22 protein-coding genes are annotated in these 25,650 nt (G+C 68.9%); 16 read left to right on the top strand and 6 right to left on the bottom strand.

All coding sequences use genetic code 11. The features are described from left to right. Window positions 1-5 precede the first annotated feature (5 nt). From MNO14_RS04620 to MNO14_RS04630, 3 genes are all read left to right on the top strand, one after another. A complete protein-coding gene (locus MNO14_RS04620) occupies window positions 6-1,079 on the top strand; it encodes an OmpA family protein (RefSeq protein WP_241945578.1) in 1,074 nt (357 codons plus the stop codon). A gap of 326 nt (window positions 1,080-1,405) precedes the next feature. Then, entirely contained in the window at window positions 1,406-1,885 is a 480-nt protein-coding gene (locus tag MNO14_RS04625; protein ID WP_241945579.1) for a hypothetical protein, read from the top strand. Window positions 1,886-2,007: 122 nt separating this feature from the next. Then, window positions 2,008-2,736, top strand: a complete 729-nt coding sequence (locus tag MNO14_RS04630; RefSeq protein ID WP_241945580.1) for a pseudouridine synthase — start codon at window positions 2,008-2,010, stop codon at window positions 2,734-2,736. A 31-nt stretch (window positions 2,737-2,767) separates the two neighbouring features. Here MNO14_RS04630 and kbl read toward each other — a convergent pair whose 3' ends face one another. The 3 genes from kbl to tdh form a co-directional block, all read right to left on the bottom strand. Further along, window positions 2,768-3,961: a glycine C-acetyltransferase gene (gene kbl, locus MNO14_RS04635; protein ID WP_241945581.1), complete on the bottom strand. Its 1,194-nt coding sequence runs from the start codon at window positions 3,959-3,961 to the stop codon at window positions 2,768-2,770. Between the two features lie 31 nt (window positions 3,962-3,992). Then, a complete protein-coding gene (locus MNO14_RS04640) occupies window positions 3,993-4,970 on the bottom strand; it encodes a hypothetical protein (RefSeq protein ID WP_241945582.1) in 978 nt (325 codons plus the stop codon). A gap of 159 nt (window positions 4,971-5,129) precedes the next feature. Further along, window positions 5,130-6,164 (bottom strand): L-threonine 3-dehydrogenase, encoded by a 1,035-nt coding sequence (gene tdh, locus MNO14_RS04645; protein WP_241945583.1) that lies wholly within the window; start codon window positions 6,162-6,164, stop codon window positions 5,130-5,132. A gap of 257 nt (window positions 6,165-6,421) precedes the next feature. On the opposite strand from tdh, the gene MNO14_RS04650 reads away from it, so the two are divergent. The 9 genes from MNO14_RS04650 to MNO14_RS04690 all read left to right on the top strand — a co-directional run bounded on the left by MNO14_RS04650 (window position 6,422) and on the right by MNO14_RS04690 (window position 18,236). Continuing rightward, window positions 6,422-8,506 (top strand): S46 family peptidase, encoded by a 2,085-nt coding sequence (locus tag MNO14_RS04650; protein WP_241946260.1) that lies wholly within the window; start codon window positions 6,422-6,424, stop codon window positions 8,504-8,506. 160 nt (window positions 8,507-8,666) lie between these two features. Further along, window positions 8,667-9,203, top strand: coding sequence for a hypothetical protein (locus MNO14_RS04655; protein WP_241945584.1), 537 nt, complete (start codon window positions 8,667-8,669; stop codon window positions 9,201-9,203). Window positions 9,204-9,342: 139 nt separating this feature from the next. Continuing rightward, window positions 9,343-9,987 (top strand): histidine phosphatase family protein, encoded by a 645-nt coding sequence (locus MNO14_RS04660; RefSeq protein ID WP_241945585.1) that lies wholly within the window; start codon window positions 9,343-9,345, stop codon window positions 9,985-9,987. After that, entirely contained in the window at window positions 9,984-11,258 is a 1,275-nt protein-coding gene (folC, locus tag MNO14_RS04665) for a bifunctional tetrahydrofolate synthase/dihydrofolate synthase (protein WP_241945586.1), read from the top strand. The genes MNO14_RS04660 and folC overlap by 4 nt, the downstream gene beginning before the upstream one ends. A gap of 57 nt (window positions 11,259-11,315) precedes the next feature. Continuing rightward, window positions 11,316-12,299, top strand: a complete 984-nt coding sequence (locus MNO14_RS04670) for an SPOR domain-containing protein (protein WP_241945587.1) — start codon at window positions 11,316-11,318, stop codon at window positions 12,297-12,299. Between the two features lie 75 nt (window positions 12,300-12,374). Beyond that, window positions 12,375-13,841: an amidophosphoribosyltransferase gene (gene purF / locus MNO14_RS04675; RefSeq protein ID WP_241945588.1), complete on the top strand. Its 1,467-nt coding sequence runs from the start codon at window positions 12,375-12,377 to the stop codon at window positions 13,839-13,841. Further along, window positions 13,838-14,665, top strand: coding sequence for a ferritin-like domain-containing protein (locus MNO14_RS04680; RefSeq protein WP_241945589.1), 828 nt, complete (start codon window positions 13,838-13,840; stop codon window positions 14,663-14,665). The genes purF and MNO14_RS04680 overlap by 4 nt, the downstream gene beginning before the upstream one ends. Window positions 14,666-14,979: 314 nt before the next feature. Further along, window positions 14,980-15,168, top strand: coding sequence for a DUF6229 family protein (locus tag MNO14_RS04685; RefSeq protein WP_241945590.1), 189 nt, complete (start codon window positions 14,980-14,982; stop codon window positions 15,166-15,168). Between the two features lie 131 nt (window positions 15,169-15,299). Next, entirely contained in the window at window positions 15,300-18,236 is a 2,937-nt protein-coding gene (locus MNO14_RS04690; RefSeq protein ID WP_241945591.1) for a type 2 lanthipeptide synthetase LanM family protein, read from the top strand. 72 nt (window positions 18,237-18,308) lie between these two features. On the opposite strand, the gene lpxH is transcribed toward MNO14_RS04690, so the two are convergent. Next, window positions 18,309-19,043 (bottom strand): UDP-2,3-diacylglucosamine diphosphatase, encoded by a 735-nt coding sequence (gene lpxH, locus MNO14_RS04695; protein WP_241945592.1) that lies wholly within the window; start codon window positions 19,041-19,043, stop codon window positions 18,309-18,311. A 94-nt stretch (window positions 19,044-19,137) separates the two neighbouring features. Here lpxH and gltX point away from each other — a divergent pair, with 94 nt between their 5' ends. Then, window positions 19,138-20,541 carry a glutamate--tRNA ligase gene (gltX, locus tag MNO14_RS04700; protein WP_241945593.1) on the top strand — a complete coding sequence of 468 codons (1,404 nt, stop codon included), beginning with the start codon at window positions 19,138-19,140 and terminating at the stop codon, window positions 20,539-20,541. Between the two features lie 126 nt (window positions 20,542-20,667). Beyond that, window positions 20,668-21,165, top strand: coding sequence for a transcriptional repressor (locus tag MNO14_RS04705; RefSeq protein WP_241945594.1), 498 nt, complete (start codon window positions 20,668-20,670; stop codon window positions 21,163-21,165). 143 nt (window positions 21,166-21,308) lie between these two features. Here MNO14_RS04705 and MNO14_RS04710 read toward each other — a convergent pair whose 3' ends face one another. Next, the gene (locus tag MNO14_RS04710) at window positions 21,309-23,543 is read right to left on the bottom strand and encodes a TonB-dependent receptor (RefSeq protein WP_241945595.1); all 2,235 of its coding nucleotides are present in this window, start codon (window positions 23,541-23,543) and stop codon (window positions 21,309-21,311) included. Between the two features lie 73 nt (window positions 23,544-23,616). Here MNO14_RS04710 and MNO14_RS04715 point away from each other — a divergent pair, with 73 nt between their 5' ends. Next, window positions 23,617-24,012: a MerC domain-containing protein gene (locus MNO14_RS04715; RefSeq protein WP_241945596.1), complete on the top strand. Its 396-nt coding sequence runs from the start codon at window positions 23,617-23,619 to the stop codon at window positions 24,010-24,012. A gap of 109 nt (window positions 24,013-24,121) precedes the next feature. Next, entirely contained in the window at window positions 24,122-24,304 is a 183-nt protein-coding gene (locus tag MNO14_RS04720; RefSeq protein WP_241945597.1) for a 30S ribosomal protein THX, read from the top strand. 130 nt (window positions 24,305-24,434) lie between these two features. Here the strand turns inward: MNO14_RS04720 and MNO14_RS04725 are convergent, their stop codons facing one another. Beyond that, window positions 24,435-25,643, bottom strand: coding sequence for a dipeptidase (locus MNO14_RS04725; RefSeq protein ID WP_241945598.1), 1,209 nt, complete (start codon window positions 25,641-25,643; stop codon window positions 24,435-24,437). Window positions 25,644-25,650 lie beyond the last annotated feature (7 nt).

Consider the following 25,650-nt stretch of genomic DNA (forward strand, 5'->3'; position numbering starts at 1 on the left):
ACAACATGAATAAGAAACTCCTCTGCGCCGCTCTGCTCGGCGGCCTCGGCTTGGTGCAGGCCGCCAATGCCCAGGAGTTCGACGACCGCTGGTACTTGACCGGCTCCGTCGGCTACAACTTCCAGGCCGAAGATCGCCGCACCGACGACACCCCGTTCGGCACCATCGGTTTCGGTCGTTTCATCAGCCCGAACTGGTCGATCGACGGTGAGCTGAACTATCAGAACCCTGGTTTCGACAGCAGCGTCGAGGGTGCGAACCCTGACCTGAACTGGAGCCAGTACGGCGCCTCGATCGACTTCCGCTACCACTTCATCTCCGAAGGCCGTGGCTGGAACCCCTACCTGCTCGCAGGCGTCGGCTACCAGCGTTCGGAAGAAGAGTTCAACGCGTTCCCGAGCCCGAACTCGCCTGGCGAGCGTAAGGATGGCAACTTCGCTGCCAAGGTCGGTGCCGGTCTGCAGACCACCTTCGACAAGCGCGTCGCCGTGCGCGCCGAAATCGCCTACCGCGCTGATTTCGACGACAGCAGCATCGCCGCCAACGGTCCGCGTGACTGGGCCGGCTACCCGCACAACGCCAACGAGAGCTACTTCGGCGACGTGCTGGCCTCGGTCGGTGTCGTGGTGCCGCTCGGCCCGCCGCCGGCGCCTCCGGCTCCCCCGGCTCCGCCGCCGCCGCCGCCGGCTCCCGCCCCGGCTCCGCCGCCGCCGGCTCCGATCACCATCGATCTGAACGGCGTGAACTTCGACTTCGATCGTTCGACGCTGCGTCCTGACGCGGTGGCGATCCTGAACGAGGCCGTCGAGATCCTGCGTCGCTACCCCGAACTGCGCGTCGAAGTTGCAGGCCACACGGACTCGAAGGGTCCGGATGCCTACAACCAGCGCCTGTCGGAGCGCCGTGCGAAGGCCGTGTACGACTTCCTGACCAGCAACGGCATCACTGCCGATCGCCTGGTGGGTCCGGTCGGCTACGGCGAGAGCCGTCCGATTGCGCCGAACACCAACCCGGATGGTTCGGACAACCCGGAAGGCCGCGCGCGCAACCGCCGCACCGAGCTGAACGTCCAGAACTAATTCTGGCGCCAGCGAAGCAACACGAAGAAGCCCGGCTGATGCCGGGCTTCTTTTTGGGTCTTCTCCCCCCGACGGCGGGGATCGGAAGGTGGCTCGTGCGGCGCTGCCGCGCGACTTGACGAACGTCCAGCGTATCGCGGGGGACTGACCCGGTCCTCGAAGACGACATGGAATGACCGGATGCGGAGCAGCTCGAGGTCGACGCGGCGCAATCGCCGTACGGACAGACACTCACCGATGTGAATGCGCGAAAGAAGAATTTCCCTTGTCGGCCGGTAACTTGGCGCATACACTTCAGGCCAATTCGACTCCTGGGACCCTTGCCCATGCGCGCCATCGTATTGACGACCCTGTTGGCCCTTCCGCTCGCCGGCCAGGCGGCAGATTGTGCCGATCTCGATACCCGCGCTGCGCGCCCGCTGCAGGCTGCCGCGCTGATGCCGCTGTCCCCGGAACTGGCTGCGCCCAGCTATCGGCTCGGCACCACCGCCGTGCTCTCGCGCGCCTACGATGATGCGCAGTCGGTCGACCAGGTGCTGCTGCGCATGGAGATTGAGCGCTGCCAGAACGTCGCGATGGCCGCCGCAGCGGCCGGTGTGGTGGAGCCCGGCGATCCGGCCGCCTACGTCAAGCAGACCGAGTTCGACAACACCCCGTACCGATTCAACATGACCCAGAGCGGCAAGCGCATGACGGCCGACGACTTCGACGCCTGGCTCAAGGCCAATGGCTACAGCGTCGGGCGTCGCGTCGATCCCAACGCCCCGGTGGAAGCGGCCGCGGCACCGGCGACGCCGACCGAATGACCGACCGTCCCCGACGCGTCGATGATGACGGCCCGCGCAAGCGGGCCGTTCGTCCGTCCGGGGGCGAGGGAGGGAGCCGCGCCAGTCGAACGCCACGCGCGCAGACGGCGCCGCGCTATGGCGTGGCGCGCATCCTGTCCAAACGCGGGCTGTGCTCGCGCAGCGAAGCCGAGCGCTGGGTGCGCGAGGGGCGTGTGCGTGTGGGCGGTCGCGTGATCCGCGATCCCGAACACCCGGTCGCGCTCGACGAAGCACGCATCGTGGTCGATGGCGTGACCATGGCGGCGACGGCGCATCGCTATCTGATGCTCAACAAGCCGCGGGGCCTGGTGACGACCGCCCACGACGAGCACGGGCGCGACACCGTCTACCGGTGTTTCGACGGTGCGGGGCTGGGATGGATCGCGCCGGTCGGCCGGCTCGACAAGGCCAGCGAGGGCCTGTTGCTGTTCACCAGCGACCCGGCATGGGCAGCGGCGATCGCCGACCCCGAGCGCGGCCCCAGCAAGACCTATCACGTACAGATCGATACGCGGCCCGACGCCGCGCTGCTCGCGGGCCTGCATGCCGGCATCGAGGACGCCGGCCAGCATCTGCGTGCCGCGTCCGCGCGGGTGCTTCGCGAGGGCGGGCGCAACGCGTGGCTGGAGATCGTGCTCGACGAAGGCCGCAACCGGCAGATCCGCCGGCTGCTGGGCGCGCACGAGGTCGGCGTGCTGCGGCTGGTGCGTGTGGCGATCGGGCGCGTGGGCCTGGGCGAACTGGCCAAGGGCGCGTGGCGCGAACTGGCCCCCCACGAAGTCGAACGTCTGGCGCCGCGCTCGGCGCCGGCGACCGCCAAGCCGGCCTAGTGCCGGCGAGGCACCCGACGCGCGCCGCGGCTCAGGCCGGCAACACGCCCAGTTCGCGGCCGATGCGGGTGAACGCGTCGATCGCCTGGTCCAGATGCTCACGCGTGTGCGCGGCGCTGATCTGGGTGCGGATCCGGGCCTGGTCCTTGGGCACCACCGGGAAGAAGAACCCGATCGCGTAGATGCCTTCCTCGAGCAAGCGCTCGGCAAAGCGCTGCGCCAACTTGGCGTCGTAGAGCATGACCGGGCTGATCGGATGGGTGCCGGGGCGCAGGTCGAAGCCGGCCGCGGTCATCTGCTCGCGGAAATAGCGGGTGTTCTCCACCAGCCGTTCGCGCAGTTCGCCCGCTGCGTCCAGCATCTCGAAGGCCTTGATGCCGGCGGCGACCACGTGCGGCGGCAGCGAGTTGGAGAACAGGTAGGGACGCGAGCGCTGGCGCAGCAGTTCGATGACCTCGGCCTTGGCGGTCGTGAAGCCGCCCAGCGCACCGCCCATCGCCTTGCCGAGCGTGCCGGTGATGATGTCGATCTTCTCCAGCACGCCCTTGACCTCGGCCGAGCCGCGGCCGGTGGCGCCGAGGAAGCCGGTCGCATGGCATTCGTCGATGTGCACCAGCGCGTCGTACTTCTGCGCCAATGCGGTGATCTCGTCGAGCGGCGCGATGAAGCCGTCCATCGAGAACACGCCATCGGTGGTGATCAGGATGGTCTTCGCGCCGTCGGCGCGCGCCTGCTTGAGCTGCGCCTCCAGGTCGGCCATGTCGCAGTTGGCGTAGCGGTAGCGCTTGGCCTTGCACAGCCGCACGCCGTCGATGATCGAGGCGTGGTTGAGCGCGTCGCTGATGATCGCGTCGTCCTCGCCGAGCAGCGGCTCGAACAGCCCGCCGTTGGCATCGAAGCAGGCGGCGTAGAGGATCGTGTCCTGCTTGCCGAAGAACTCGGCGATGGTCGTCTCGAGCTGCTTGTGCAGGTCCTGCGTGCCGCAGATGAAGCGCACCGAGGCCATGCCGAAGCCATGGGTGTCGAGCGCGTCCTTGGCGGCGGCGATGATGTCCGGGTGGTCAGCCAGGCCCAGGTAGTTGTTGGCGCAGAAGTTCAGCACCGTGCGCCCGTCGGCCAGCGTGATCTGCGCCGATTGCGGGCCGGTAATCACGCGTTCGGACTTGAACAGGCCGGCCTCGCGGATCTCGTCGAGGGTGTCGGCGTAGCGGTCGGTCAGGGACATCGGGCGATCCGGAAGAGACGATGCGCGCAGTTTACCCGGCAGGCGCATGCGCGCCGCCTGGGTGCGCCATGCACCACGCGTCCCAGGCCGTCTGCAAGCCGGCGATATCGCCCGGCAGGCCGTAGGCAGCGCCTGTATCGGCCAGCCAGGATTCGAAATCCGCGCCCGCCGCGATCGCCTCACTGATGGCGCCGAGGATGTGAGGTTGGGGGCTGCTCTGCTCGAGGAAGTCGGCAAACAGCATCGATTGCGCGTAGAACAGGCCAGCGGCGAGCGCGCCGTCGCCGGACATCGTCATGACCTGGATGCCGGACGGGGTCTGGACGCCGCTCGATTGCATCAACGCTTGCCGTTGCGCAACGATCGGGTGTGTCTGTGCCAGAAACTGCGCGAGTGGCAGGATGGCCGGTGACGCTGTCCGAAGGGCAGTGAAGAAGCTGTGCTCGTACTGCGCACGCGCCGCCTGGCCTTCCATGCGCACAGCGGCCGCTTCATCCAGCCAGTCCGGTGCGGGCGTGCCGTACTGGCCATCGACGGACTCGGCATCAGCCCAGTAGGCGGCGCGGTACTGCGCGTGACCGAGCTCGTGGCGCAGGGCATTCAAATGCTGCGCTTGTAGATGGCCCAGGACCTGCGCAACACGGTCGGCATCGGGATTCGGATTGGCGCGGCGCATCACCGCTTCGACCTGGGCCCGTTTGTCGGCCGGTGACAGCCAGACCTGCCAGAATCCGAGGTTGTGATCCCGGGCGAAGCGTTTGGCCTGGTCACCGTCGAACGTGCTGCTCAGCACCAGCATGCCGGGCGGCAGCGTGCGTCCGAACGTGCCCCTGAACTGCGCTGTCGCGCTTTCGATCGCTTCTGCCGCCATCTGTGCGTCAGCCTGGGTGTCGGCGTACGCGAGTCCATGCGCGGTGGCCAGGCACACCGGCGCCGGCGGCGCGGCACCCTCAGGACAGATCGGTGTGTCGGCAGCGAAGGCGGTGGGCGCAATGAGTGCCAGCGCCAACGCTGCGAAAAGCTGAGCGCACGTGTGTCCATGCCGCATGCACCACCTCCTGTGGTTGTCGATTGCAGCGAGCCTGCAACGGATCGATGATCGTCGAACGTGCCGGACGTCATGCGGCGGCTATGCGCCCGGCCTTGCCGCGCGCGCCTCAGGTGCCGCTCAAGTCCAGTTGAGGACCACCTTGCCCGACTTGCCCGATTCCATCAGGTCGAAGCCCTTCTGGAACTCGTCGACCGGCAACTGGTGGCTCAGCACCTTGCCCAGCGGGAAGCCCGAGAGCACCAGCTGGGTCATCTTGTACCAGGTCTCGTACATCTTCCGGCCGTAGATGCCCTGGACGGTCAGGCCCTTGAAGATGATCCGGTCCCAATCGATGCCCGCGCCCTTGGGCAGCAGGCCGAGCAGGGCGACCTTGCCGCCGTGGTACATGCAGTCGAGCATGTCGTTGAACGCGCGCGGGTTGCCGCTCATCTCCAGGCCGACGTCGAAGCCCTCCATGTGCAGGTCGGCCATGACCTCCTTGAGCGAGGTATTCGACACGTTGACCACGCGCGTGGCGCCCATGTCGGCGGCCAGCTTGAGGCGGTAGTCGTTGACGTCGGTGACCACGACGTTGCGCGCACCGATGTGCTTGCAGATGCCGGCCGCCATCACCCCGATCGGGCCGGCGCCGGTGATCAGCACGTCCTCGCCGACGACGTCGAACTCCAGCGCGCAGTGCGCGGCGTTGCCGTAGGGGTCGAAGAATGCTGCCAGCTCCGACGGGATCTGGTCGGGGATCGGCCACAGGTTGGTCGCCGGCATCGCGATGTATTCGGCGAACGCGCCATCGCGGGTCACGCCGATGCCGACGGTGTTCGGGCACAGGTGCGGCTTGCCGGCACGGCAGTTGCGGCAGTGGCCGCAGACCAGGTGACCCTCGGCCGACACGCGCTGGCCGACCGTGTAGCCGGTCACCGCCGAACCCAGTTCGACGATGCGGCCGACGAACTCGTGGCCGATGACCAGGCCGGGCTTGATGGTGCGCTGGCTCCACTCGTCCCACAGGTAGATGTGCAGGTCGGTGCCGCAGATCGCGGTCTTCTCCAGCTTGATGAGCACGTCATTCGGGCCCGGGGCTGGCACCGGCACCTCGTCCATCCAGATGCCTTTGGTGGCTTCGCGCTTGACCAGCGCCTTCATCGTCCGGGTCATCGTCGTCGTGCCTGCAGGCAGAAAAAGAGCGGCGATTATACGGGCCGGACGATGACCGCCCCTGCTGCACCGCACCGTCGCGGGCCCAGCGTCGGTGCCGGGCGGGCGAGGCCTGGGGTTGGCCCCTTGGCGGCGGCACGTTCTAGACTTGGCGCCCCGACACGACCGACAGGACCACCATGCGCCATCCGCTTCTGGCCGCGACGCTGCTGGGCGTCTTTCTCAGCTGCAGTCATTCGTCCTTTGCCGGAGAGGGGATGTGGGTCCCGCAACAACTGCCGGACATCTCGCCTGCGCTGCGCAAGGCGGGCCTGCGGCTCGATCCCAACCAGTTGGCCGACCTGACCGGTGACCCGCTGGGCGCGGTGGTGTCGCTGGGCGGCTGCACAGCCAGTTTCGTTTCGCCGCAGGGGCTGGCGATCACCAATCACCACTGCGCCTATGGCGCGATCCAGCTCAATTCCACGCCCGAGAAGAACCTGATGCGCGACGGCTTCAACGCCGCAGCGCTGGGCGACGAGATATCGGCCGGCCCCAACGCCCGCATCTACGCGCTCGACAGCATCCAGGACGTCACCGCCGAGGTGCGGGCGGCGATCGACGCGGCCGCCGACGGGTTGGGGCGGACCACGGCGCTGGATGCGATCGAGAAATCGCTGGTCGCGCGCTGCGAGGCCGAGCCGGGCTATCGCTGCCGGCTCTACAGCTTCCTGGGGGGCAACAGCTACCGGCTGTTCCGCAATCTCGAAATTCGCGACGTGCGGCTGGTCTACGCGCCGGCCGGCGGCATTGGCAGCTTCGGCGGCGACGTCGACAACTGGATGTGGCCACGTCATACCGGCGACTTCGCGTTCTACCGCGCCTATGTCGGCCGCGATGGGCGCCCGGCCGAGTACGCGCCCGACAACGTGCCCTATACCCCGCGGCGCTTCCTGCGTCTGGCCGACAAGTCGCTGCGCGAGAACGACTTCGTGATGGTGGCCGGCTATCCGGGGCGCACCAGCCGGTATGCATCGGCCGGCGAGTTCGCCGAGACCGTCGCCTGGCGCTATCCGCAGGTCAGCCGTCACTACCGTGCGCTGATCGACCTGGTCGAAGCGCAGGGCAAGCAGGACCCCGAGATCGAGGTGCGCTACGCCAGCGCGGTGCGCGGTTGGCAGAACACGCTGAAGAACTATGAAGGCCAGTTGCAGGGTTTCGAGCGCATCGGCGCGCTCGCCCGCAAGCAGGCGGAAGCGGCCGCCGTGCAGGCCTGGCTGCAGGGGCGCGGGGACGCGGGGCGGCCGGCGCTCGAGGCGCAGACGCGCATCGCCGCGCTCGAGGCCCAGGCGCAGGCCACACGTGAGCGCGACCTGGTGCTGTCGCTGCTCGACAACAGCGGCGTGCTGTCGACCGCGGTGCGCCTGTACCGGCTGGCGATCGAGAAGGAACGGCCCGACGCGATGCGCGAGCAGGGTTATCAGCAGCGCGATCTGCCGGTGATCGAGGGCAGCCTGCGACAGATGGACCGGCGCTATGTGCCGGCGATGGACCGTGCACTGACCCGCTACGCCCTGCAGCAGTACGTGCAGTTGCCAGCCGGTCAGCGGGTCGCGGCGATCGACCAGTTCCTGGGCGGCCGCGACGCGGCGGCGATCGAGCGCGCGCTCGACCGGCTCGAGCGCAGTCGCCTGGGCGACAGCGAGGAGCGCCTGAAGTGGTTCGCCGCCGATCGCCATGCGTTCCTGCGCAGCACCGATCCCGCGTTGCAGTACGCAGCGGGGGTGGTGCCGGAGCTCGTGCGGATCGAACAGGAGGCCAAGGCGCGCGCCGGCGACCTGCTGGTGTTGCAGCCGACCGTCCTGCAGGCGGTTGCCGACTATCGTGCCAGTCGCGGCGAGGCGGTCTATCCGGACGCCAATTCCTCGCTGCGCATCACCTTCGGCAACGTCGTTGGCTACACCGACCGCGCCGGCCGCACGCAGACCCCGTTCACCCGGCTCGAGGAGATTCCCGCCAAGGCGACGGGAACCGAGCCGTTCGATGCGCCCAAGGCGCAGCTCGACGCGATCGCCGCCGGCCGGCATGGGGGCCTGGCCGACCGGCGCCTGCGCTCGGTGCCGGTGAATTTTCTGGCCGACCTCGATGTGACCGGCGGCAATTCCGGATCGCCCGTACTCGATGCCGACGGCCGGCTGACCGGGCTGCTGTTCGACATGACCTGGGACGCGGTGGTGTCGAACTGGGTGTTCGACCCGACGATGACGCGCACGATTTCGGTCGACCAGCGCTACATCCGCTGGGTGATGCAGGAGGTCGATCCGGCGCCGCGACTGCTCCGGGAAATGGGCGCCGCGCGCTGAGTGCGCGGGCCTGCTGACGCCGAGGGCCACCGCCCCTGGCGGTCGACCGCACCCGCGCGATCGGCACGGAAGCTTGAGGAAACGAACGATGCGATCGTCTTCGGTCATTCCCGTCAAGGCCTTCACCCGCTGGCACCAGTGGTCGACGCCGCTGGGCTTCGTGTTGGCATCGACGGCCTTCATCGGCATCGTGTTCGGGTCGAACCGGCCGCTGTTGGCGATCGGGGTGGCAGTGGTCGCGCTCGTTGCGCCGCCACTGGTCGCCTTTCTGGGCTTTCCCACCCGCGACCACGCGCGGATCGAGCCGGACGGCATCGTCTTTGCGCGTCGCGCGGCCGTGCGTTTCGCTGAGATTACCCAGTGGGGCACGGACGATTACTTGAAGTTGGTGCGACGCGATGCGCCCACGGTCCTGGTGAGCGCGCTCGACGGACCGGGCCGGGATCGCCTGCTCGCGGAGTTTCAGGCCGCCTTCGGGACCTGGCAGGCGCGCCGCCCTGTGGTCGAACGCGCGGCCGTGCGCACGCATTTCTATGGCGGCGCGCGGGGGCGGCTCGTGGGGCTGCTGATCCTGGCGCTCGGCATCACTTGCATGGTGATGGCGTTGCGCCTGCGCGAACCGAACGTCGCGCTCGCCTTCACCGGGGGCCTGGGCGGCCTGTTCGGCCTGGTCATGCTGCTCGGACGACGCGGCTGAGCGCTGCACGGCGCTCGGTGCCTCTGACGGGTCGCCCACGCATTCCCAGTGCCGGGCGTGCGCGTGGCGCCTGCCTCGGCAGGTAGACTGTCGCGCCGCGCCCAGCCGTGCAGGCGCGCCGCATTGTCGAGGACCGCGCATGAGAATCCTGCTTGCCCGTCATGGCGAAACGCCGTGGAACGCCGAAGGCCGCTACCAGGGGCAGGAGGACATCCCGCTTTCGCCGGTCGGTGAGCGCCAGGCGACCTTGCTCGGTGCGCGGCTGGCGGATGTCCGCATCGATCGCGCGGTCAGCTCGCCGCTGTCGCGTGCCAATCGCACCGCACGTCTGGCCCTGGGCGTGGATCGCGAAGCCCTGCTGACGACCGATCCCGGCCTGGCCGAAATCGCGCACGGCACCTGGGAAGGCCTGCTCGCGGCCGAGATCGGCGAGCGCGACCCCGAGCGTCTGGCGGCGTGGCGCGACGCCCCCGACACGGTGCAGATGCCCGGCGGCGAATCGCTGCAGCAGGTGCTCGATCGCGCATGGCCGGCCTTCGCGCGCTCGCTCGCGGGCCTGGGCCCGGACGACACCGCGCTGATCGTCGCGCACGATGCGATCAACCGCGTGATCCTGTGCCGTGTGCTCGGCCTGCCGCTCGCGCGGCTGTGGACCTTCCGCCAGGCGCCGACCACGCTCAATCTGCTCGAAGGGCCCGATGTCGATCGTCTCGACGTGGTCCGGTTGAACGATTGCGCGCATCACACCGCGTTCTTCGGCGAGGCGGTCCACCGCGCGCTATGACCGCATCCGCATCGCTCGCGGACTGGCTGGCGCGCCTCGAAGCGCGGCATCCGGTCGAGGTAGAACTGGGGCTGGAGCGCGTCGCTGCGGTCCATGCGCGACTCGACTGCGGCCGGCCGGCCACGCATGTCATCACCGTGGCCGGGACCAACGGCAAGGGCTCGACCGTCGCCTTGATCGAGGCCGCGGCGCGCGCGGCCGGTTGGCGCGTGGGCGCCTACACCTCGCCGCACCTGTTGGCCTACAACGAGCGCGTGCGCATCGATGGCGCCGATGCCGACGATGCCGCGCTGGTGGCGGCGTTCGAGGCGATCGAGGCGGTGCGCGGCGACACGCCGCTGACCTATTTCGAGACCGGCACGCTGGCCGCGATGTGGCTGTTCGCGCGCGCGGAGCTGGACCTGGCGATCCTCGAGGTCGGACTCGGCGGCCGCCTGGATGCGGTCAACCTCGTCGATGCCGATGTCGCGGTCGTCACCACGGTCGATCTCGATCATCAGGACTGGCTGGGCAATGACCGCGAGGCGATCGGCCTGGAGAAGGCCGGCATCGCGCGCCCCTGGCGTCCCCTGGTGCTCGGCGACGACGACCCGCCGGCGAGCGTGCTACAGCATGCCTACCGGATCGGCGCGGTCGCGATCCGCGCCGGCAGCGATTTTCTGTTCGCGCCTGCGGGCGAGGGGCGCTGGATCTGGCGCGAGGTCGGCTACGAAATCGACCTGCCGCTGCCGGCGTTGGCCGCGCCCGTGCAACTGCGCAACGCCGCTGTCGCGGTAGCGGCCCTGCGCGCGCTCGACGCCGACCTGCCCGATGCCGCCCTCGCGACGGGGATCGCCGACGCGCACGTTGCCGCGCGCTTGCAACGGTTCGAGCAGGACGGGGTCGAGCTTGTCGTCGATGTCGCGCATAACCCGCAGGCCGCCCAGGCGCTGGCGCAGTGGCTGGGCGCCGCGCCCGCCGAAGGTCGGACCTGGGCGGTCTATGCCGCATTGGCCGACAAGGATGCGACCGGCGTCGTCGCGGCGCTGGCGCCTGCGGTCGACGGCTGGTGGCTGGCGGGGCTGGCCGATGCCGGCGCGCGCAGCCAATCGGCCGAGGCCCTGCGTGCACGGCTGGCGGGCTCCGCCGCCGAGTGCGCCCCGGTGGCGGCTGACGTAGGCGGCGCACTGGCGGCGGTTCTGGCGCAGGCGCGCCCGGGCGATCGGGTCCTGGTGTTCGGCTCGTTCCATACCGCTGCGGCCGCGCTCGCGCGGTTGCAGGGCCCGGGTTAAGGCCGTGCCGGCCTCAGTGCGTATAATCATCGCGTCCCCTTCGCCTGCGCCCTCTGCATGACGCCTGGACTCAAACAGCGCCTGATCGGTGCCGCCGTGTTGATCGCGTTGGCGGTGATCTTCCTGCCGATGCTGGTCAAGGGCCCGGCGCCCGCGAGCGGCCTGCCCGACATGCCGCTCGAGCTGCCGGACGCGCCGGACGGGCAGTACAAGACGGTCGACCTGCCGTTGGTCGCGCCGTCGCCGGCCCCGGCAGGCGGCGTGCTCGCCGAGGGCGCCCCGCGGACGTCCGCCACGCCGGCGACAGGCGCCGCGCCGAACTCGGGCGACGCGCTGCCGACCGTGGAGACCGGTGCGCAGACCGAAGCACTGCCGCCGACCACGGCCGGCGGCGGCTACGCCGTGCACTACGGCGCATTCGCCAGCGAGGCCGATGCCGAGGCGATCCTGCGCCAGCTCCGCCAGTCGTCGCTGACCGGCTATCGCGAGGCGTTCACGCTCAATGGGCGGCCGGCGCAACGCGTGCGGCTGGGGCCGTACGCGAGCCGCGCCGAAGCCGAGATCGTGCGGCTGCGCGCGGCCCAGGTGCGCGACGACGTCAACCCGCGCGTGGTCGCGCTCGACGCCGCCGCTGCCGCTCCGGCGAAGACGCAGGCGCCTGCATCGACACCGCCGCCGGTGCGCCCCAAGCCTGCGACGCCGCCGCCGGCCGAGCCGACGCGCACTGCGCAGACGCCGCCCCCGGCGGCCAAGCCGGCGCCTGCTCCAACTCCGACTCCGACTCCGACTCCGACTCGCACGGCCGATGTGGGCTTCGTGGTGCAGCTTGGCGCCTTCAGCCAGGCCGCCGAGGCCGAGCGTCTGCGCGATCGCCTGCGCAGCGCCGGCATCACCGCGTTCACCGACAGCGTCACCACCGACAAGGGACGGCTGACCCGGGTCAAGGCCGGTCCGGTCGCCAGCCGCGGCGAGGCCGACCAACTCAAGGCGCAGGTGCGCGCCAAAGTGGGGATCGACGGCCTGGTGCGGTCGCATCCCTGAGGCCAGGGCGCAACGGGGTCTCCCCCTCTTCTTTTCAATGGCGCGCGCCGCGCGCCCAGCAGGACTGGAATCGCCATGTGCGGGATCGTCGGGATCGTCGGAACCTCCGAAGTCGCGGGTGCGTTGTATGACGGCCTGACCGTGCTGCAGCACCGCGGGCAAGATGCGGCAGGCATCGCCACCGCCAATGGCACTGCGCTGCGCGTGCACAAGGGCAACGGCCTGGTGCGCGACGTGTTCGACGCCAAGACGATGGCGCTGTTGCGCGGTCGTGTCGGTATCGCCCATTGCCGCTATCCGACCGCGGGTAGCGAGGGCAGCGATGAGGCGCAGCCGTTCTACGTCAATTCGCCATTTGGTATCGCGCTCGCGCACAACGGCAATCTGGTCAACACCGACCAGTTGCGCCAGCAGGTGTTCGAGACCGATCGCCGCAACGTCAATACCGAGTCCGATTCGGAAGTGCTGCTCAACGTGTTCGCGCACGAGCTCGATCGCGAAAAAGCGTTGACCCCCGAGGCCGCGTTCCGCGCGATCGAGGGCGTCAACCGGCGTGCGCGCGGTGGCTACGCGGTCGTGGCGACCGTGCTGGGCCTGGGCCTGGTCGCGTTCCGCGATCCGCACGGCATCCGTCCGCTGGTGCTCGGCCGCCGGCAGAGCGAGGAGGGCACCGAGTACGCGGTGGCGTCCGAATCGGTCGCGCTCGACATCCTCGGCTTCGAAAGGCTGCGCGATGTCGAGCCCGGCGAGGGCATCGTCGTCACCGCGCGCGGGGAACTGCACCATCGCCAGTGCGCGCCGCAACAGGCGCACGCGCCGTGCATCTTCGAGTACGTCTACTTCGCGCGCCCCGATTCGATGATCGAGAACATTTCGGTGCACAAGGCGCGCATGCGCATGGGCGTGACCCTGGGCGAGAAGATCCTGCGGCTGCGTCCGGACCACGGCATCGACACCGTGATCCCGATCCCCGATACCTCGCGCGACTCCGCGCTGGAGATCGCCAACGTGCTGGGCGTGAAGTACCGCGAGGGCTTCATCAAGAATCGCTACGTCGGCCGCACCTTCATCATGCCGGGGCAGGGCGAACGCGCGAAGTCGGTCAAGCGCAAGCTCAACCCGATCCCGCTCGAATTTCGCAACCGTGTCGTGCTGCTGGTCGACGATTCGATCGTGCGCGGCACCACGTCCAAGCAGATCGTGCAGATGGCGCGCGATGCCGGCGCCAAGAAGGTCTACCTGGCCTCCGCGGCGCCGCCGGTCCGTTACCCCAACATCTACGGCATCGACATGCCGTCGGTCGACGAACTGGTCGCGCACAACCGCACCGAGGCCGAGATCGAGGCCTTCCTGGGCTGCGACTGGCTGATCTACCAGGATCTGGCCGATCTCGAGGCCGCCGTCGCCGGACCCAAGTTCCCCGATCTGCGCTTCGACAGCTCCTGCTTCAGCGGTGAGTACGTCACCGGTATCGAGCCGGGCTATTTCGAACGGCTGCGCCAGCTGCGCTCCGACGAGGCCAAGAACAAGCGCCGCGCGTGAGTGCGGCGGTGGCCGACGCGCTCGACCTGCTGGCCGCGGCGCGCCAGTGCCTGGACGCGCGTGATCCCGACACCAAGGTCGCGCTGACCCGGCACCATGCCGCGCAGCAACGCGCCGGGCGGTTGTTGCTGCCCGCCTCGCCACCGCCGCCCGAGCCGATCCGCATGCCCGGCCGGCCGCCGCGTCCGCGGCTGGTGCATCCGCGCGAGTTGCCGCGGCGTGGGCTGGGCAGCGATGAAGGACGCGCGGCGTTTCTCCACGCGATCGCGCACATCGAGCTCAACGCGATCGACCTGGCCTGGGATGCGGTCTACCGCTTCCGCGGCCTGCCGGATGCGTTCTACGCCGACTGGGTCGCGATCGCCGACGACGAAGCCCGGCATTTCGTGCTACTGCGCGACCGCTTGCGGGCGTTCGGGCGCGACTACGGCGATTTCGACGCGCACAACGGCCTGTGGGAGATGTGCGAGAAGACCGCGCACGACGGCCTGGCGCGCATGGCGTTGGTGCCGCGCGTGCTCGAAGCCCGCGGCCTCGACGTGACCCCAGGGATGATCGTCAAACTGCGCGCGCTGGGCGACGACGCGACCGCCGACATCCTCGAGATCATTCTGCGCGAGGAAATCCCGCACGTCGCGGCCGGCAGCCGGTGGTTCCGCTGGTACTGCGCGCGCGATGGCATCGACCCCGAGCCCAGGTTCCGCGCACTGTTGGCCGACTACGCGCGCACGGTCCTGCACGGTCCGTTCAACCTCGACGCCCGCGCCGCCGCCGGATTCAGCGCCGAGGAACTCGCGGCCTTGCAGGCGGTCGCGCAAGGCTAGGGCTAGGCCGCAGGTCTGCGCATCCAGTTAGGGCTCGCTGCGAGGGCAAGGACGCCGACTGCATGGCAATCATGAGCCGCCAAGCCCCGCGTCTGGTGCCGTAGCACGCAGGGTGGACTGTGACGTTCATCAAAGACGGCCTGTCCGCACAGGGCCAGTATCCCCCTGGGGCAGGACGTCCGTAGGCCGGAGTGCTACAACGCCGACGCCCCGTCCAGGTACCGCGCGTGCGTTCGACTGGAATGTCGAGCATGTGTTCCGGCGGACGTGCAAGCGGCATTCGCAAGTTGATGCAATCGACAAGGAGAGACGACATGCAGCACGACGAAATCGTTGGCGGCTGGCTGAGTGGGGCCGACACCGTAGATGGCTACGAGAACCCGGCGGGGGCATTGTATGTGGAGGGCATTGCCGCGACCGAAGCGGCGATGACCGACAAGAGTTTCTTGCTGCTGACGCAATGCAGTTCCTGTACGGCGTCGATCCCGGCGCACTGCTGTTGATAGGACGCGGAAGCGGGCTCGCCGAGTGCGGGTCCGCTTCCGCGGCGGAGCCGGTCGCGGTCCTCGTCTCGCCGGGATGATCCGGAACACGGCTCGGAAGTGGCGATGCGCGTCATGCAGATCGGGATGCAATGGCCATCGTGCTCGCAGGAGCGGAGACCGGCATGGATGACAGAGTGGCAGGTACAGAGTTCGATCGCGCGATCGACGTGATCATTTCGGATGCACGCCAGGATTTGGAGGCTCGACTGGCAGCCGTTTCGCAAAGGCTCGCACCGGAGGAACGCGGCGTCGTGTCCACCGCGGCGCATCGCGCGCTGTTGGCAAATGCGAGGCGCAAGCTCAACCGGGTGTTGTTGTTGGAACTGCACGCGGCGCAATTGGCCGGTCACCTGCAGCAGGATGGCGAGCGTGGGCGCTTTGATGAGTTCATCGAGCGCTCCAGCCAACCGGCGTTCGTCGCCCATCTCACATGGCGATATCCTGCGCTGCGCCCCCGGCTTGAGCGGGCATTGCGCCAGCAGGCATCGGCGCTGGCCTCAATGGTGCAGCGATTGGGCAACGATCGCACCCAATTGCGCGCCCTCATCGGGGGTCAGGAGGGCATGCTGCGCGCTCTTCACCTGGGGCAGGGGGACGTGCATAACGGTGGGCAGGCGGTCGCGCACCTGGAGTTCGAGGGCGGCAGCGTGATGTACAAGCCGCGCTCAGTGGCGATCGACATGGCGCTGGAGCGCTTTCTCGAACGGGTGCTCGGGGACGACCCGCTGCGTATCCGTGTGCCGGCGGCGCTTCTGGGGGCAGGTTATGGGTGGTCGGCATTCGCCACGCACCACTACTGCAAGGACGACGAAGAGCTGGCCGCCTTTTATCGCAACATCGGCCATTGGCTGGCCGTGATGCGTCTTTTGGGCGGCACCGACCTGCACCACGAGAACATCATCGCGGTTGGGCCGGTGCCGGTGGCGGTGGACGTCGAAAGCCTGTTCGCACCCGAGGTTGACGTGCCGTCGACGGGACTGGGCGCGGCGATGGATGCGGCGAGCCGACTGATCACCACTTCGGTATTGCGTACCGGCTTGGTGCCGTTTCGCGCACCGATGCTCGGCCTGCACGGGGTGGACATTTCGGCGGCAGGCGCGCTTCCCGACGAGCAGCCGAAGATTCGGGTCCCGCTGATCATCGACGCCGGTACGACCTCGGCCCGCATGCAGGTTGCGGATGTCGAACTGCCACCTGCACGCAATCATCCTTGTGCCCGCCCGGACATCTCCCAGTACTGGAATCATGTCGTCGATGGATTTTCCGAGCTGACCGCACGCTTTCAGGCCCTCGACCGCACTAAGGAGCTGCGCCCCTTGCTCGCGCCCTTCTTCGGTTGCGAGGCCAGGCGGATCCGGCGTCCGACGCAGGCGTACTCCGAAGTGATGCGCATGCTCTGGCATCCCGCATCGCTACACAACGAACCTCCGGCGCTCGAGCGCGCTCGGGATATTCTGCAACGCAATGCCGCCGTATTGCCGGTCGCGCCACGCGACTCGGACACGATCGCCGGCGAAGTCGAAGACATGCGCTACGGCGACATCCCCGTCTTTTCCGAAATGCTGTCTGCTGTCGACATCGACGCGGCCTTGGATAGCTGGCGCGGCATGCGTCTCGAGATGGAAGAACTGACGATCCGGGGTGCGCTGGTGACGGCCTACCTTAATGGCAAGCTCGCCAATCGCGAAAGTGCGCCGCGCGATGTCGTGGCTCGCCGCCCGCATGCCGACGGACTGGATCGCCGGCGCCGCGTGCTCGCGAGGGAGACGGTTGAGAAGTTACTGCGGCTGTCGGTGTCCGGCGAGGACGGGACGTCGGCGTGGATCAGTCCCGTGCTCGGCGCGGAGGGCTGGACGATGCGCACGCTCCAGTCCGATCTCTACATCGGGTTAGGAGGAATCGCTGTCGCGCTGGCTGGTTACCGGCATGAAGTCAGGTTGGGACGCGCTGATCCTGTGGACGGCCTGGACAGCGCCATCGCGGGCGCAATCCGGGTCGCGGAGACGCTCGAACAGCAAGAGCCGATCGATGCGGTCGGCGGGTTCATCGGCCTGGGGTCGCAGGTGCTGACTTGGACGACCCTGTACCACCTGGATAGCGATCCCGCGATGCTCGAGCGTGCGCGCCGAAGCGCGACCACACTGGCCCGACGAGGGTTCCGCCCAGACGACAATCTGGATCTGCTCGAAGGCGTCAGCGGCGCGATCGTACCGTTGCTGCAACTGGCCCAGTTGGACGAAGACGATGCGTGGCTGGAAGTGGCCGCCGAGGCTGGGCGCCACCTGGAGGCGGCCGCGATCGTCGATGCCCAGGGGGCGCGCTGGCCGAGTGCCATCTTCGATCGGCCGCTGGGAGGCTTCGCGCACGGCGCCACGGGGAGCGGATGGGCGCTCGCGAGGCTCGCATCGAGCACCGCGGGGACGCAGCATGAGCGTGATCGATGGGCAGCGCTGGCCGAGCAGGCTTTCGTTTTTGAAGATGGTCTCTACGACCATTCAGCGGGGGATTGGATCGACGTCCGCAAGCCGGAGTCCAAGGACTTTCCCGACACGTGGTGCCACGGCAGCGTCGGCATCGGACTCGCTGCTTGCGATCTCTATGCGCGCACCGGCGGAGTGCGTCACCTCGACACGTTGCGGCGGGCGGTCCGTGCGGCTGAGCGACGCGGCTGGGGCATCAGCCACACGCTTTGCCATGGCGATCTGAGCCTGTGGGAGCTGCTCGAGCGCGCTTCAGCGCTGGATCCGGGCTTGCGACGCGATGACGGATTGCCGGCCGGCGCCCGTATCGTCTCGGCGATGGAGGAGTGCAGTGGGGCAGTCGGCGGGCTGGCGCGCGATACCTACACGCCGGGGCTGATGAGCGGCGTGTCGGGATCGCTGCACTTCCTCAATCGCTTGCATCCCGACTGTCGGTTGCCTTCGCCCCTGCTGTTGGAGTGCGGGCTCGACACACCGACGCTGGCGTCGTGCGCCGCGCCCGATCGCGTGGACGTGGCAGCGGAGACGGAGGTCACTCCCGGCTAGGCGGTGCTCCGGGGCGCGGGCGTGACGTGCCGCCACGTCCCGCAGATGGGTGGAGTTGTGGATGTCGGCCGTCTACAGCGCCGAAAGGTCGAAGCGGCCGTCGGCGCTCGCGCGCAGTACCGAGCCCTGTTCGAACCAGTCGCCGAGCACAATGCGGCGGCAGGCGCGGCCGGCCACCTGCAGCTCGTGGATCGCGGGGCGGTGGGTGTGGCCGTGGATCATCGTATCGATGCCGTAGCGGACGAACCATTCGGCGACCGTGGTCGGCGCGACATCGGTCACGGTCTCCATCGTCCCGGCCTCGCGCAGCGTGGCTGCGCGCGCCTGGCTGGCATTGCGCGCCTGCTGCGCGAACGCCAGCCGCGCGGCCAGCGGCTGGGCGAGCATCTGCGCCTGCCAACGCGGGTCGCGGGTCTGTGCGCGGATCGCCTGGTATTGGACATCGTCGGTGCACAGCAGATCACCGTGGGTCAGCAGCACCGGGCGGCCGTAGAGCAGGATCACCGCCGGGTCGGGCAGGATCCGCAGGCCCGCGCGCCGCGCCCAGGCGTCGCCAACGAGGAAGTCGCGGTTGCCATGCATGAAGGCCACCGGCACACCCGCGTCCGACAGCGCGCGCAGGCGGTCTGCGACCAGCGCGCCGGCCTCGGATGGGTCGTCGTCGCCGACCCACGATTCGAACAGATCACCGAGCACGTACAGGGCCTGCGCCTGTCGCGCCTCGCCATCGAGGAAGGCCACGAACAGCTCGGTGATCGCCGGTCGCGCCGGGTCAAGGTGCAGATCGGACAGGAAGTAGGTCGTCATCGCGCCATTGTAGAAGCCCGCCCGCCCCCCGGCGCGTCCCGGCGGCGGGGGCGGCACGAGTAGAATGCGAGGTTTCCCGTTTCGAGCGTTCCGCATGAGCTGCCGTACCCGCTTCGCGCCCAGTCCCACCGGCTACCTGCACATTGGCGGCGCACGCACCGCGCTGTACTGCTGGCTGGAAGCGCGCCGCCGCGGCGGACAGTTCGTGCTTCGCATCGAGGACACCGATCGCGAACGCAGCACGCAGGCCGCGATCGACGCGATTCTGGAGGCGATGGACTGGCTCGGCCTGGACTACGACGAAGGCCCGATCTACCAGACCCAGCGCCTCGACCGCTATCGCGAGGTCGCAGAGCAACTCGTCGCCGACGGCAAGGCCTACTACGCCTACGAGTCGAAGGACGAGCTCGATGCCATGCGCGAGGCGGCGATGGCCCGCGGCGACAAGCCGCGCTACGACGGCGCCTATCGCGAGCGCGGCGAACCGCGCCGCGAGGACCCGAACCGGGTGATCCGCCTGAAGAATCCGCTCGAAGGCACGGTCGTGTGGGACGACAAGGTCAAGGGCCGGATCGAGATCGCCAACAGCGAGCTGGACGATCTGGTGCTGTTCCGCCCGGACGGCTACGCGACCTACAACTTCGCCGTCGTCGTCGACGATCTCGATATGGGCATCACCGATGTCGTGCGCGGCGACGACCACGTCAACAACACCCCGCGGCAGATCAACATCTACCGCGCACTCGGCGCGCAGCCGCCGGCGTTCTCGCACCTGCCGATGATCCTCGACGAGCACGGCGCCAAGCTGTCCAAGCGCACCGGCGCGGCCGATGTCATGCAGTACCGCGATGCCGGCTACCTGCCGCACGCGCTGCTCAACTACCTGGTGCGGCTGGGCTGGTCGCACGGCGACCAGGAGATCTTCTCGATCGACGAGATGCGCGCGCTGTTCGACCTCAAGGACGTCAACGCCAAGGCCTCGCGCCTGGATCCGGCCAAGCTCGGTTGGCTCAATCAGCAGTATCTGAAGTCCGACGATCCAGCCGCGGTCGCCGCGCATCTGGTCTGGCACCTGCGCCGCGACGGCTACGACCTGTCGACGGGCCCAGCGCCGGCCGATGTGGTGGTCGCGCTGCGCGATCGGGTGCAAACGCTCAAGGACATGTCCGAGCGCGCGGCGGTCTGGTACCGCCCATTGACCGAGTACGACGACAAGGCCGTGGCCAAGCATCTCAAGGCCGATGCGCGCGCGCCGTTGGCCGATGCGCGTACGCGCCTGGCGGCGCTGCCGGACTGGACGGCAGAAGCGATCGGCGCGGCCTTGCACGAGACCGCCGAGGTGCTCGGCTTAGGGATGGGCAAGGTCGCCCAACCGATGCGGGTGGCGATCACCGGTACCCAGGTCAGCCCCGACATCGGGCACACGGTGTACCTGGCCGGCCGCAATGAGGCGCTGCGGAGGATCGAGGCCGCGATCGCGATGACGCCCGACGCCTGAGGTGTCCAGGCGTTCGTCACGAAGCTGCACGCGCTGCGAATCGCCTGCGGATGCGCGATGTGGACGGCGCGATGAAGGCGGCTGGGCCCGCTTGAGTCCGCGTCCCGACGCCTCCATCATCTAACGATGGGACAGATCAACGCCTGCACCGATCCGCATCATCACGTCGACGACGCTGCCGGTTTCGTCCGGGCGGTCGAACGCGCCTGCAGTGAACGCGGGCTGCGGCTGACCCCGATCCGCGGCCACGTGCTGGCCTTGATCGCCAAGGCCGGCAAGCCGCTGAAGGCCTACGACCTGCTCGATCAGGTGCGCGATGGCGGGGGACCGGGCGCTGCGGCGCCGCCGACCGTCTACCGCGCGCTGGACTTCCTGCTGGCCAACGGCTTCATCCATAAGCTGCAGTCGGTCAATGCCTTTGTCGCCTGCCATCATCCGAGCACCGCGCAGCATTCGGTGCCGTTCCTGATCTGCGATCAGTGCCACAGCGCAGTGGAACTGGAAGACGAGGCGGTGGTCGCCTCGCTCGATGCGCGCGCCCGCACGCTGGGGTTCATGCCGCAGGCGCAGACGCTGGAAGTGCACGGCCTGTGCGCCCAGTGCGTGAACGGCGGCGCCCACTGAGCCACGACGGCCGATAAGCCGCCTGCCTGCATGCGCGGGCGCGATGCAGGGCTGCGATGGGCTGCAGCGGGCCGACGCGACGTCCCGCCCCGGCGAGCCGGGACGGGACCTGGGCACAAGGTGCCGGGTGGCTCAGGACCGCATCAGAAGAACACGCGGATGCCGCCGGCGATCGTGCGGCCGGGCAATGGCGCGTAGTCGCGCAGCAACGAGGTGTGCGCACGCGCTTCCTGGTCGGTCAGGTTGCGACCGTCGAGGAACAGTTCCCACTGCGTGCCGTCGGCCTCGCCGACACGCCAGGCGACCCCGGCGTTGACCAGGGTGTAGCCCGGGCTCGGGTCCTCCAGCGCGGCCACGCGGTCCTGCTTCTGGTAGCGCACCGCGCCGATGTTCGCACGCCAGCCGCCGAGGCTCCAGTTGAGATCGGCGCCGATCCGCGCCGGTGCGATGCGCGGCAGGTTGCCGCCGAGCGGGATGTCGGCGTGGTAGTGATGCGCATGGTCGCCGTGGGGCACGTCGAAGTGCACGTGACGGGTCCCGCTGCCGTCGAGCTCGGCGCGCACGACGTCGCCGAAGACGCGCAGGTCGAAGTCGCCCGCGTCCGATTCGACCAGGTGGAACTTCGCCTCGGCTTCGGCGCCACGGAACGTCGCATCGCCCTGGGTCCACAAGCGCACCGGGAAACCCTGCTCGGCGACGCCGGTATCGGCCAGATAGGTGTAGCGATCGAACCGCGTCTGGTAGACCGCGGCCTTGAGCTCGACCCGGTCGGTATGCGCATGCAGTCCGATCTCCAGACGCTGTCCGCGCTCGGTGCCCAGGTCCGCATCGCCGATCTCGATCGAGCGGGTGGCGATATGCGGGCCGGCGGCGAACAGTTCCTCGTTGGTCGGTGCGCGCTCGGACAGGTCGGCGCCCAGGCGCAGGTCGAAGACTTCCGACAGGTGCCAGATCGCCGCGCCCGACAGGCTGCTGGCGTCGAACTTGCGCGATGTCCCAGCCGCCGGATCGATCTCGACACGTTCGTGGCGGCCGCCGAACTCGAGCTTCACCGGCCCGAACTCTTTCTCCTGTACGACGAACAGGCCCAGCGTGTCGGTGACGCTCGGCGGTACGAACGCCTCCTCGCCGACGGCACCGAAATCGACGTGGCCGACCTGCAGCCCAAATGCGCCGCGCCAGCCGGCGATTTCGTTCTGGATCGCTTCCAAGCGGGCCTCGGTGCCCTTGTTGGTGAAGCGCGTGGCCGCCAGGCCGCCCTCGAGCTCGACGTGCTCGTAATCGTTGTAGGCCGCGCGCAGGTTCACTGCGCTCAGGAACGGCAGCGGATCGTAAAGGCCGCCTTTCAGGTCGATGCGGTTCTGCACCATGTCGATGCGCACCGAGCCGTGGTCGTGCCCGTCCTCGCCGTGGTCGTGATCGTGGTCGTCATGGCCGTGGTCATGATCGTGGTCGTCGTCGTGCCCATGCCCGTGGTCGTCCTCGGCATGTACGTGCGCGCCGTCGGGCAGCCCGTAGTTGGTGCGATAGGTGCTGACCGCGAGCCCCAGGTGGCCGCGTGTGCCGAACCAGGTCGCGCCGAGCGCGCCGGCGCGCGTGCGGATCGAGCTGTTGGGCAGCCGCCCGTAAGCGTTTTCGGCCTCGTGGTCGTGATCATGGTCGTCGTGGTCGCCATGATCATGGTCGCCCGGCACCTGCGCGTAGCCTGGAATGTCGAAGTCGCCGGTGTTGCGGACCAGGCCGTCGACATGCAGCACCAGATTGTCGCCGTTGACGCCATCGAGCCGGAACATGCCGCTGCGCTCACCATTGCCGCTGGCCGCACGCAGTTCCGCGCGGCCGCTGACCGGCCGGTCGGGCACGGCGCGCGCGATGCGGCCGTCGACGACATTGACCGCGCCGCCGACCGCGCCGCTGCCGTAGAGCAGGTTGGCCGGCCCCTTGAGCACTTCGATCTGGTCGGCAAGGAAGGGCTCGATGCTGACCGCGTGGTCGGCGCTGACGGTCGAGGCATCCATGCTGCCGATGCCGCCGGACAGGATCTGCACGCGCGGGCCTTCCTGTCCGCGGATAATCGGCCGGCCGACGCCGGTGCCAAAGAAGCCGCTCTGCACGCCGGGCAGCGTGGACACGGTGTCGCCCAGGTTGCCGGCCTTGCGGTCATCCAGCGCGTCGCCGTAAAGCATTTCAATGGGGTGGGCGAGGTCTTCGGCGTCGCCGCCGAGCGGGGTCGCGGTCACCTGGACACGGTCGAGCGTGGTCGGGTGGGCATGCGTCTGGTTCTGCGCGACCGCCGCGGTGGCGGGCAGCAACAGGGCGATGGCGACGGTCAGGCGGGCGCGACGCGGCAGGCGGGGGGAAGTGCGGAGATCGTTCATACGGTTGAGGTACACTGGTGGCCAAGACACGGATGTTATAATGTTACATCGACCTTCGTATCCCCCAAAAGACATGCCTGCACACGATTCCGCCCTCCGTCGGGCCGACCGCGTCGGTTTTGCTGCCTCGTTCCTGTGCGCGATCCATTGCGCCCTGCTGCCGCTGGCGCTTGCGTTGCTGCCCGCGCTCGGGCTGAACCTGGGCGGCTGGGTCGATATCGACCAGGCCTTCGTCGTGTTCGCCACCCTGTTGGGCCTGACCACGCTGACACTGGGCTATCGCCGGCATCGCGCGTTCCGCGCGTGGTTCCTGCTGCTGCCCGGTCTGGCACTGGTATGGGCGGGCGCGTTCACCCACCTGCACGACCACACGCTCACCCATGTGGTGGTGATGACGATCGGCGGGCTGTTGCTGGCCGGGGCGCACCTGCTGAACCTGCGGCTGACCCATCTTCACGAGGCACGCTGACGCGTCGCGCGGCTCCGGCCGCATGCTAGAATCCGCGGTCTTGTGCGCCCGCCGGGCGCACATTCGCGTCTACCGCATTCAATACACGCAGGACATCAGGAGCAGATTCATGGGCAAGGGCGACCGCAGGACCCTCAAGGGCAAGCGCTACAACGCGAGCTACGGCAATTCCCGTTCGAAGGGCGTCGTCAAGGCCGCAGGCACCGCGACCGCACCGGTTGCGAAGAAGGCCGGCACCAAGACCGTGGCCAAGGCCCCGGCCAAGAAGGCCGTCGCCAAGAAGGCCTCCTGACGTCGAGGCCCAGGTCCGGCGCTTGGCGCCGGGACCGGGCCGATGGCAGGACGCGACCGGTGGCGACGCCGGTCATGCCGAAAGCCCCGCCCAGGCGGGGCTTTCGCGTGTCACGGGCTGGCCTGCCGCTTCAGCGGCCGGCGCCGGCCTCGACCTCGGTCCAGACCCGCAGCAGGTTGCCGCCGATGATCTTGCGGATGTCCGCTTCGGCATAGCCGCGCGCCTGCAGTCCGGCCACCAGGTTGGGGAAATCGGACACGTCGTGCAGGCCTTGCGCCAGGGCGCCGTCGACGCCGTCGAAATCAGAGCCGAGGCCGACGTGGTCGACGCCGAGCAGGCGCACGCCGTGGTCGATCTGCTGCAGCACCGATTCGAGCGGCGTCTCACGTGCGGGATGCGCGGCGGCCCAGTCGCGCTGGAACTGGGCAGCATCGAGCGCCGGTTCCCCGGCGGCGACGCGCTGGGCATTGTCCGCGTCGAAGGCCGCGACCGCGTCGAACCAGGCCTGGGTGTCGGCGGCGGTCTGTGCATCGACGAACGCGGTGCCGAACGGAATCTGCACCACGCCGCCCTTGGCGGCGATCGCGCGGGCGAGCGCATCGCTGATGTTGCGCTCGAAGCCGGGCGTGAAGTGCCGGAATGCCGAATGGCTTGCGATCACCGGCACCGTGCTCAGCGCGATCGCCTGTTCGGCAGACGCGTCAGAGATGTGCGAGACATCGACCATGATCCCGAGCCGGTTCATCTCGGCGATGACCTGGCGCCCGAACGGGCTCAGGCCGTTCCAGCGGCGCGCTTTGCCATAGGACGAGTCGGCGACCCGGTTGGCGGCGCTGTGCGCAAGCGTGATGTAGCGCACGCCGCGATCGAAGAAGGCCGTGAGTTGCGACAGGTCGTCGCCGATTGGCGCGGCGTTCTCCATGCCCAGCGGCAACAGCACGCGTTGGCTGCCGTCCGCTGCGGTGCGCAGGCGCTCGACATCGCGGGGCGAGCGCAGGATCGCGAAGCGGTCGGGATGGCGCGCGGTCAGCGCCTCGACCGCGTCGATCTGTCGGTGCGCGATCTCGCGCGCGGTGCCGGCAGCGTCCTGTCCGGCCGAGGTGTAGATCGACATGAAGGCCACATCCAGGCCGCCGGCGCGCGCGCGCGGGTAGTCGAATTCTCGGTCGGGCGCGGTCTCGCCGAGGTCGGCCCAGCGCTCGAGCAGCACGCCGGGCGCATCGATGTGGGTGTCGACGATGATCGCGTTCTGGGCCAGTGTGCGTGCGGCCTCGTCGGCCTGGGCAGCGGCCACGGTCAGCAGCGGGGCGAGAGCGAGGGCGAGCGGAAGCAGGCGCATACGGATG

Origin of the sequence: Luteimonas sp. S4-F44 (genome assembly GCF_022637415.1) — a bacterium.
GTDB lineage: Bacteria > Pseudomonadota > Gammaproteobacteria > Xanthomonadales > Xanthomonadaceae > Luteimonas.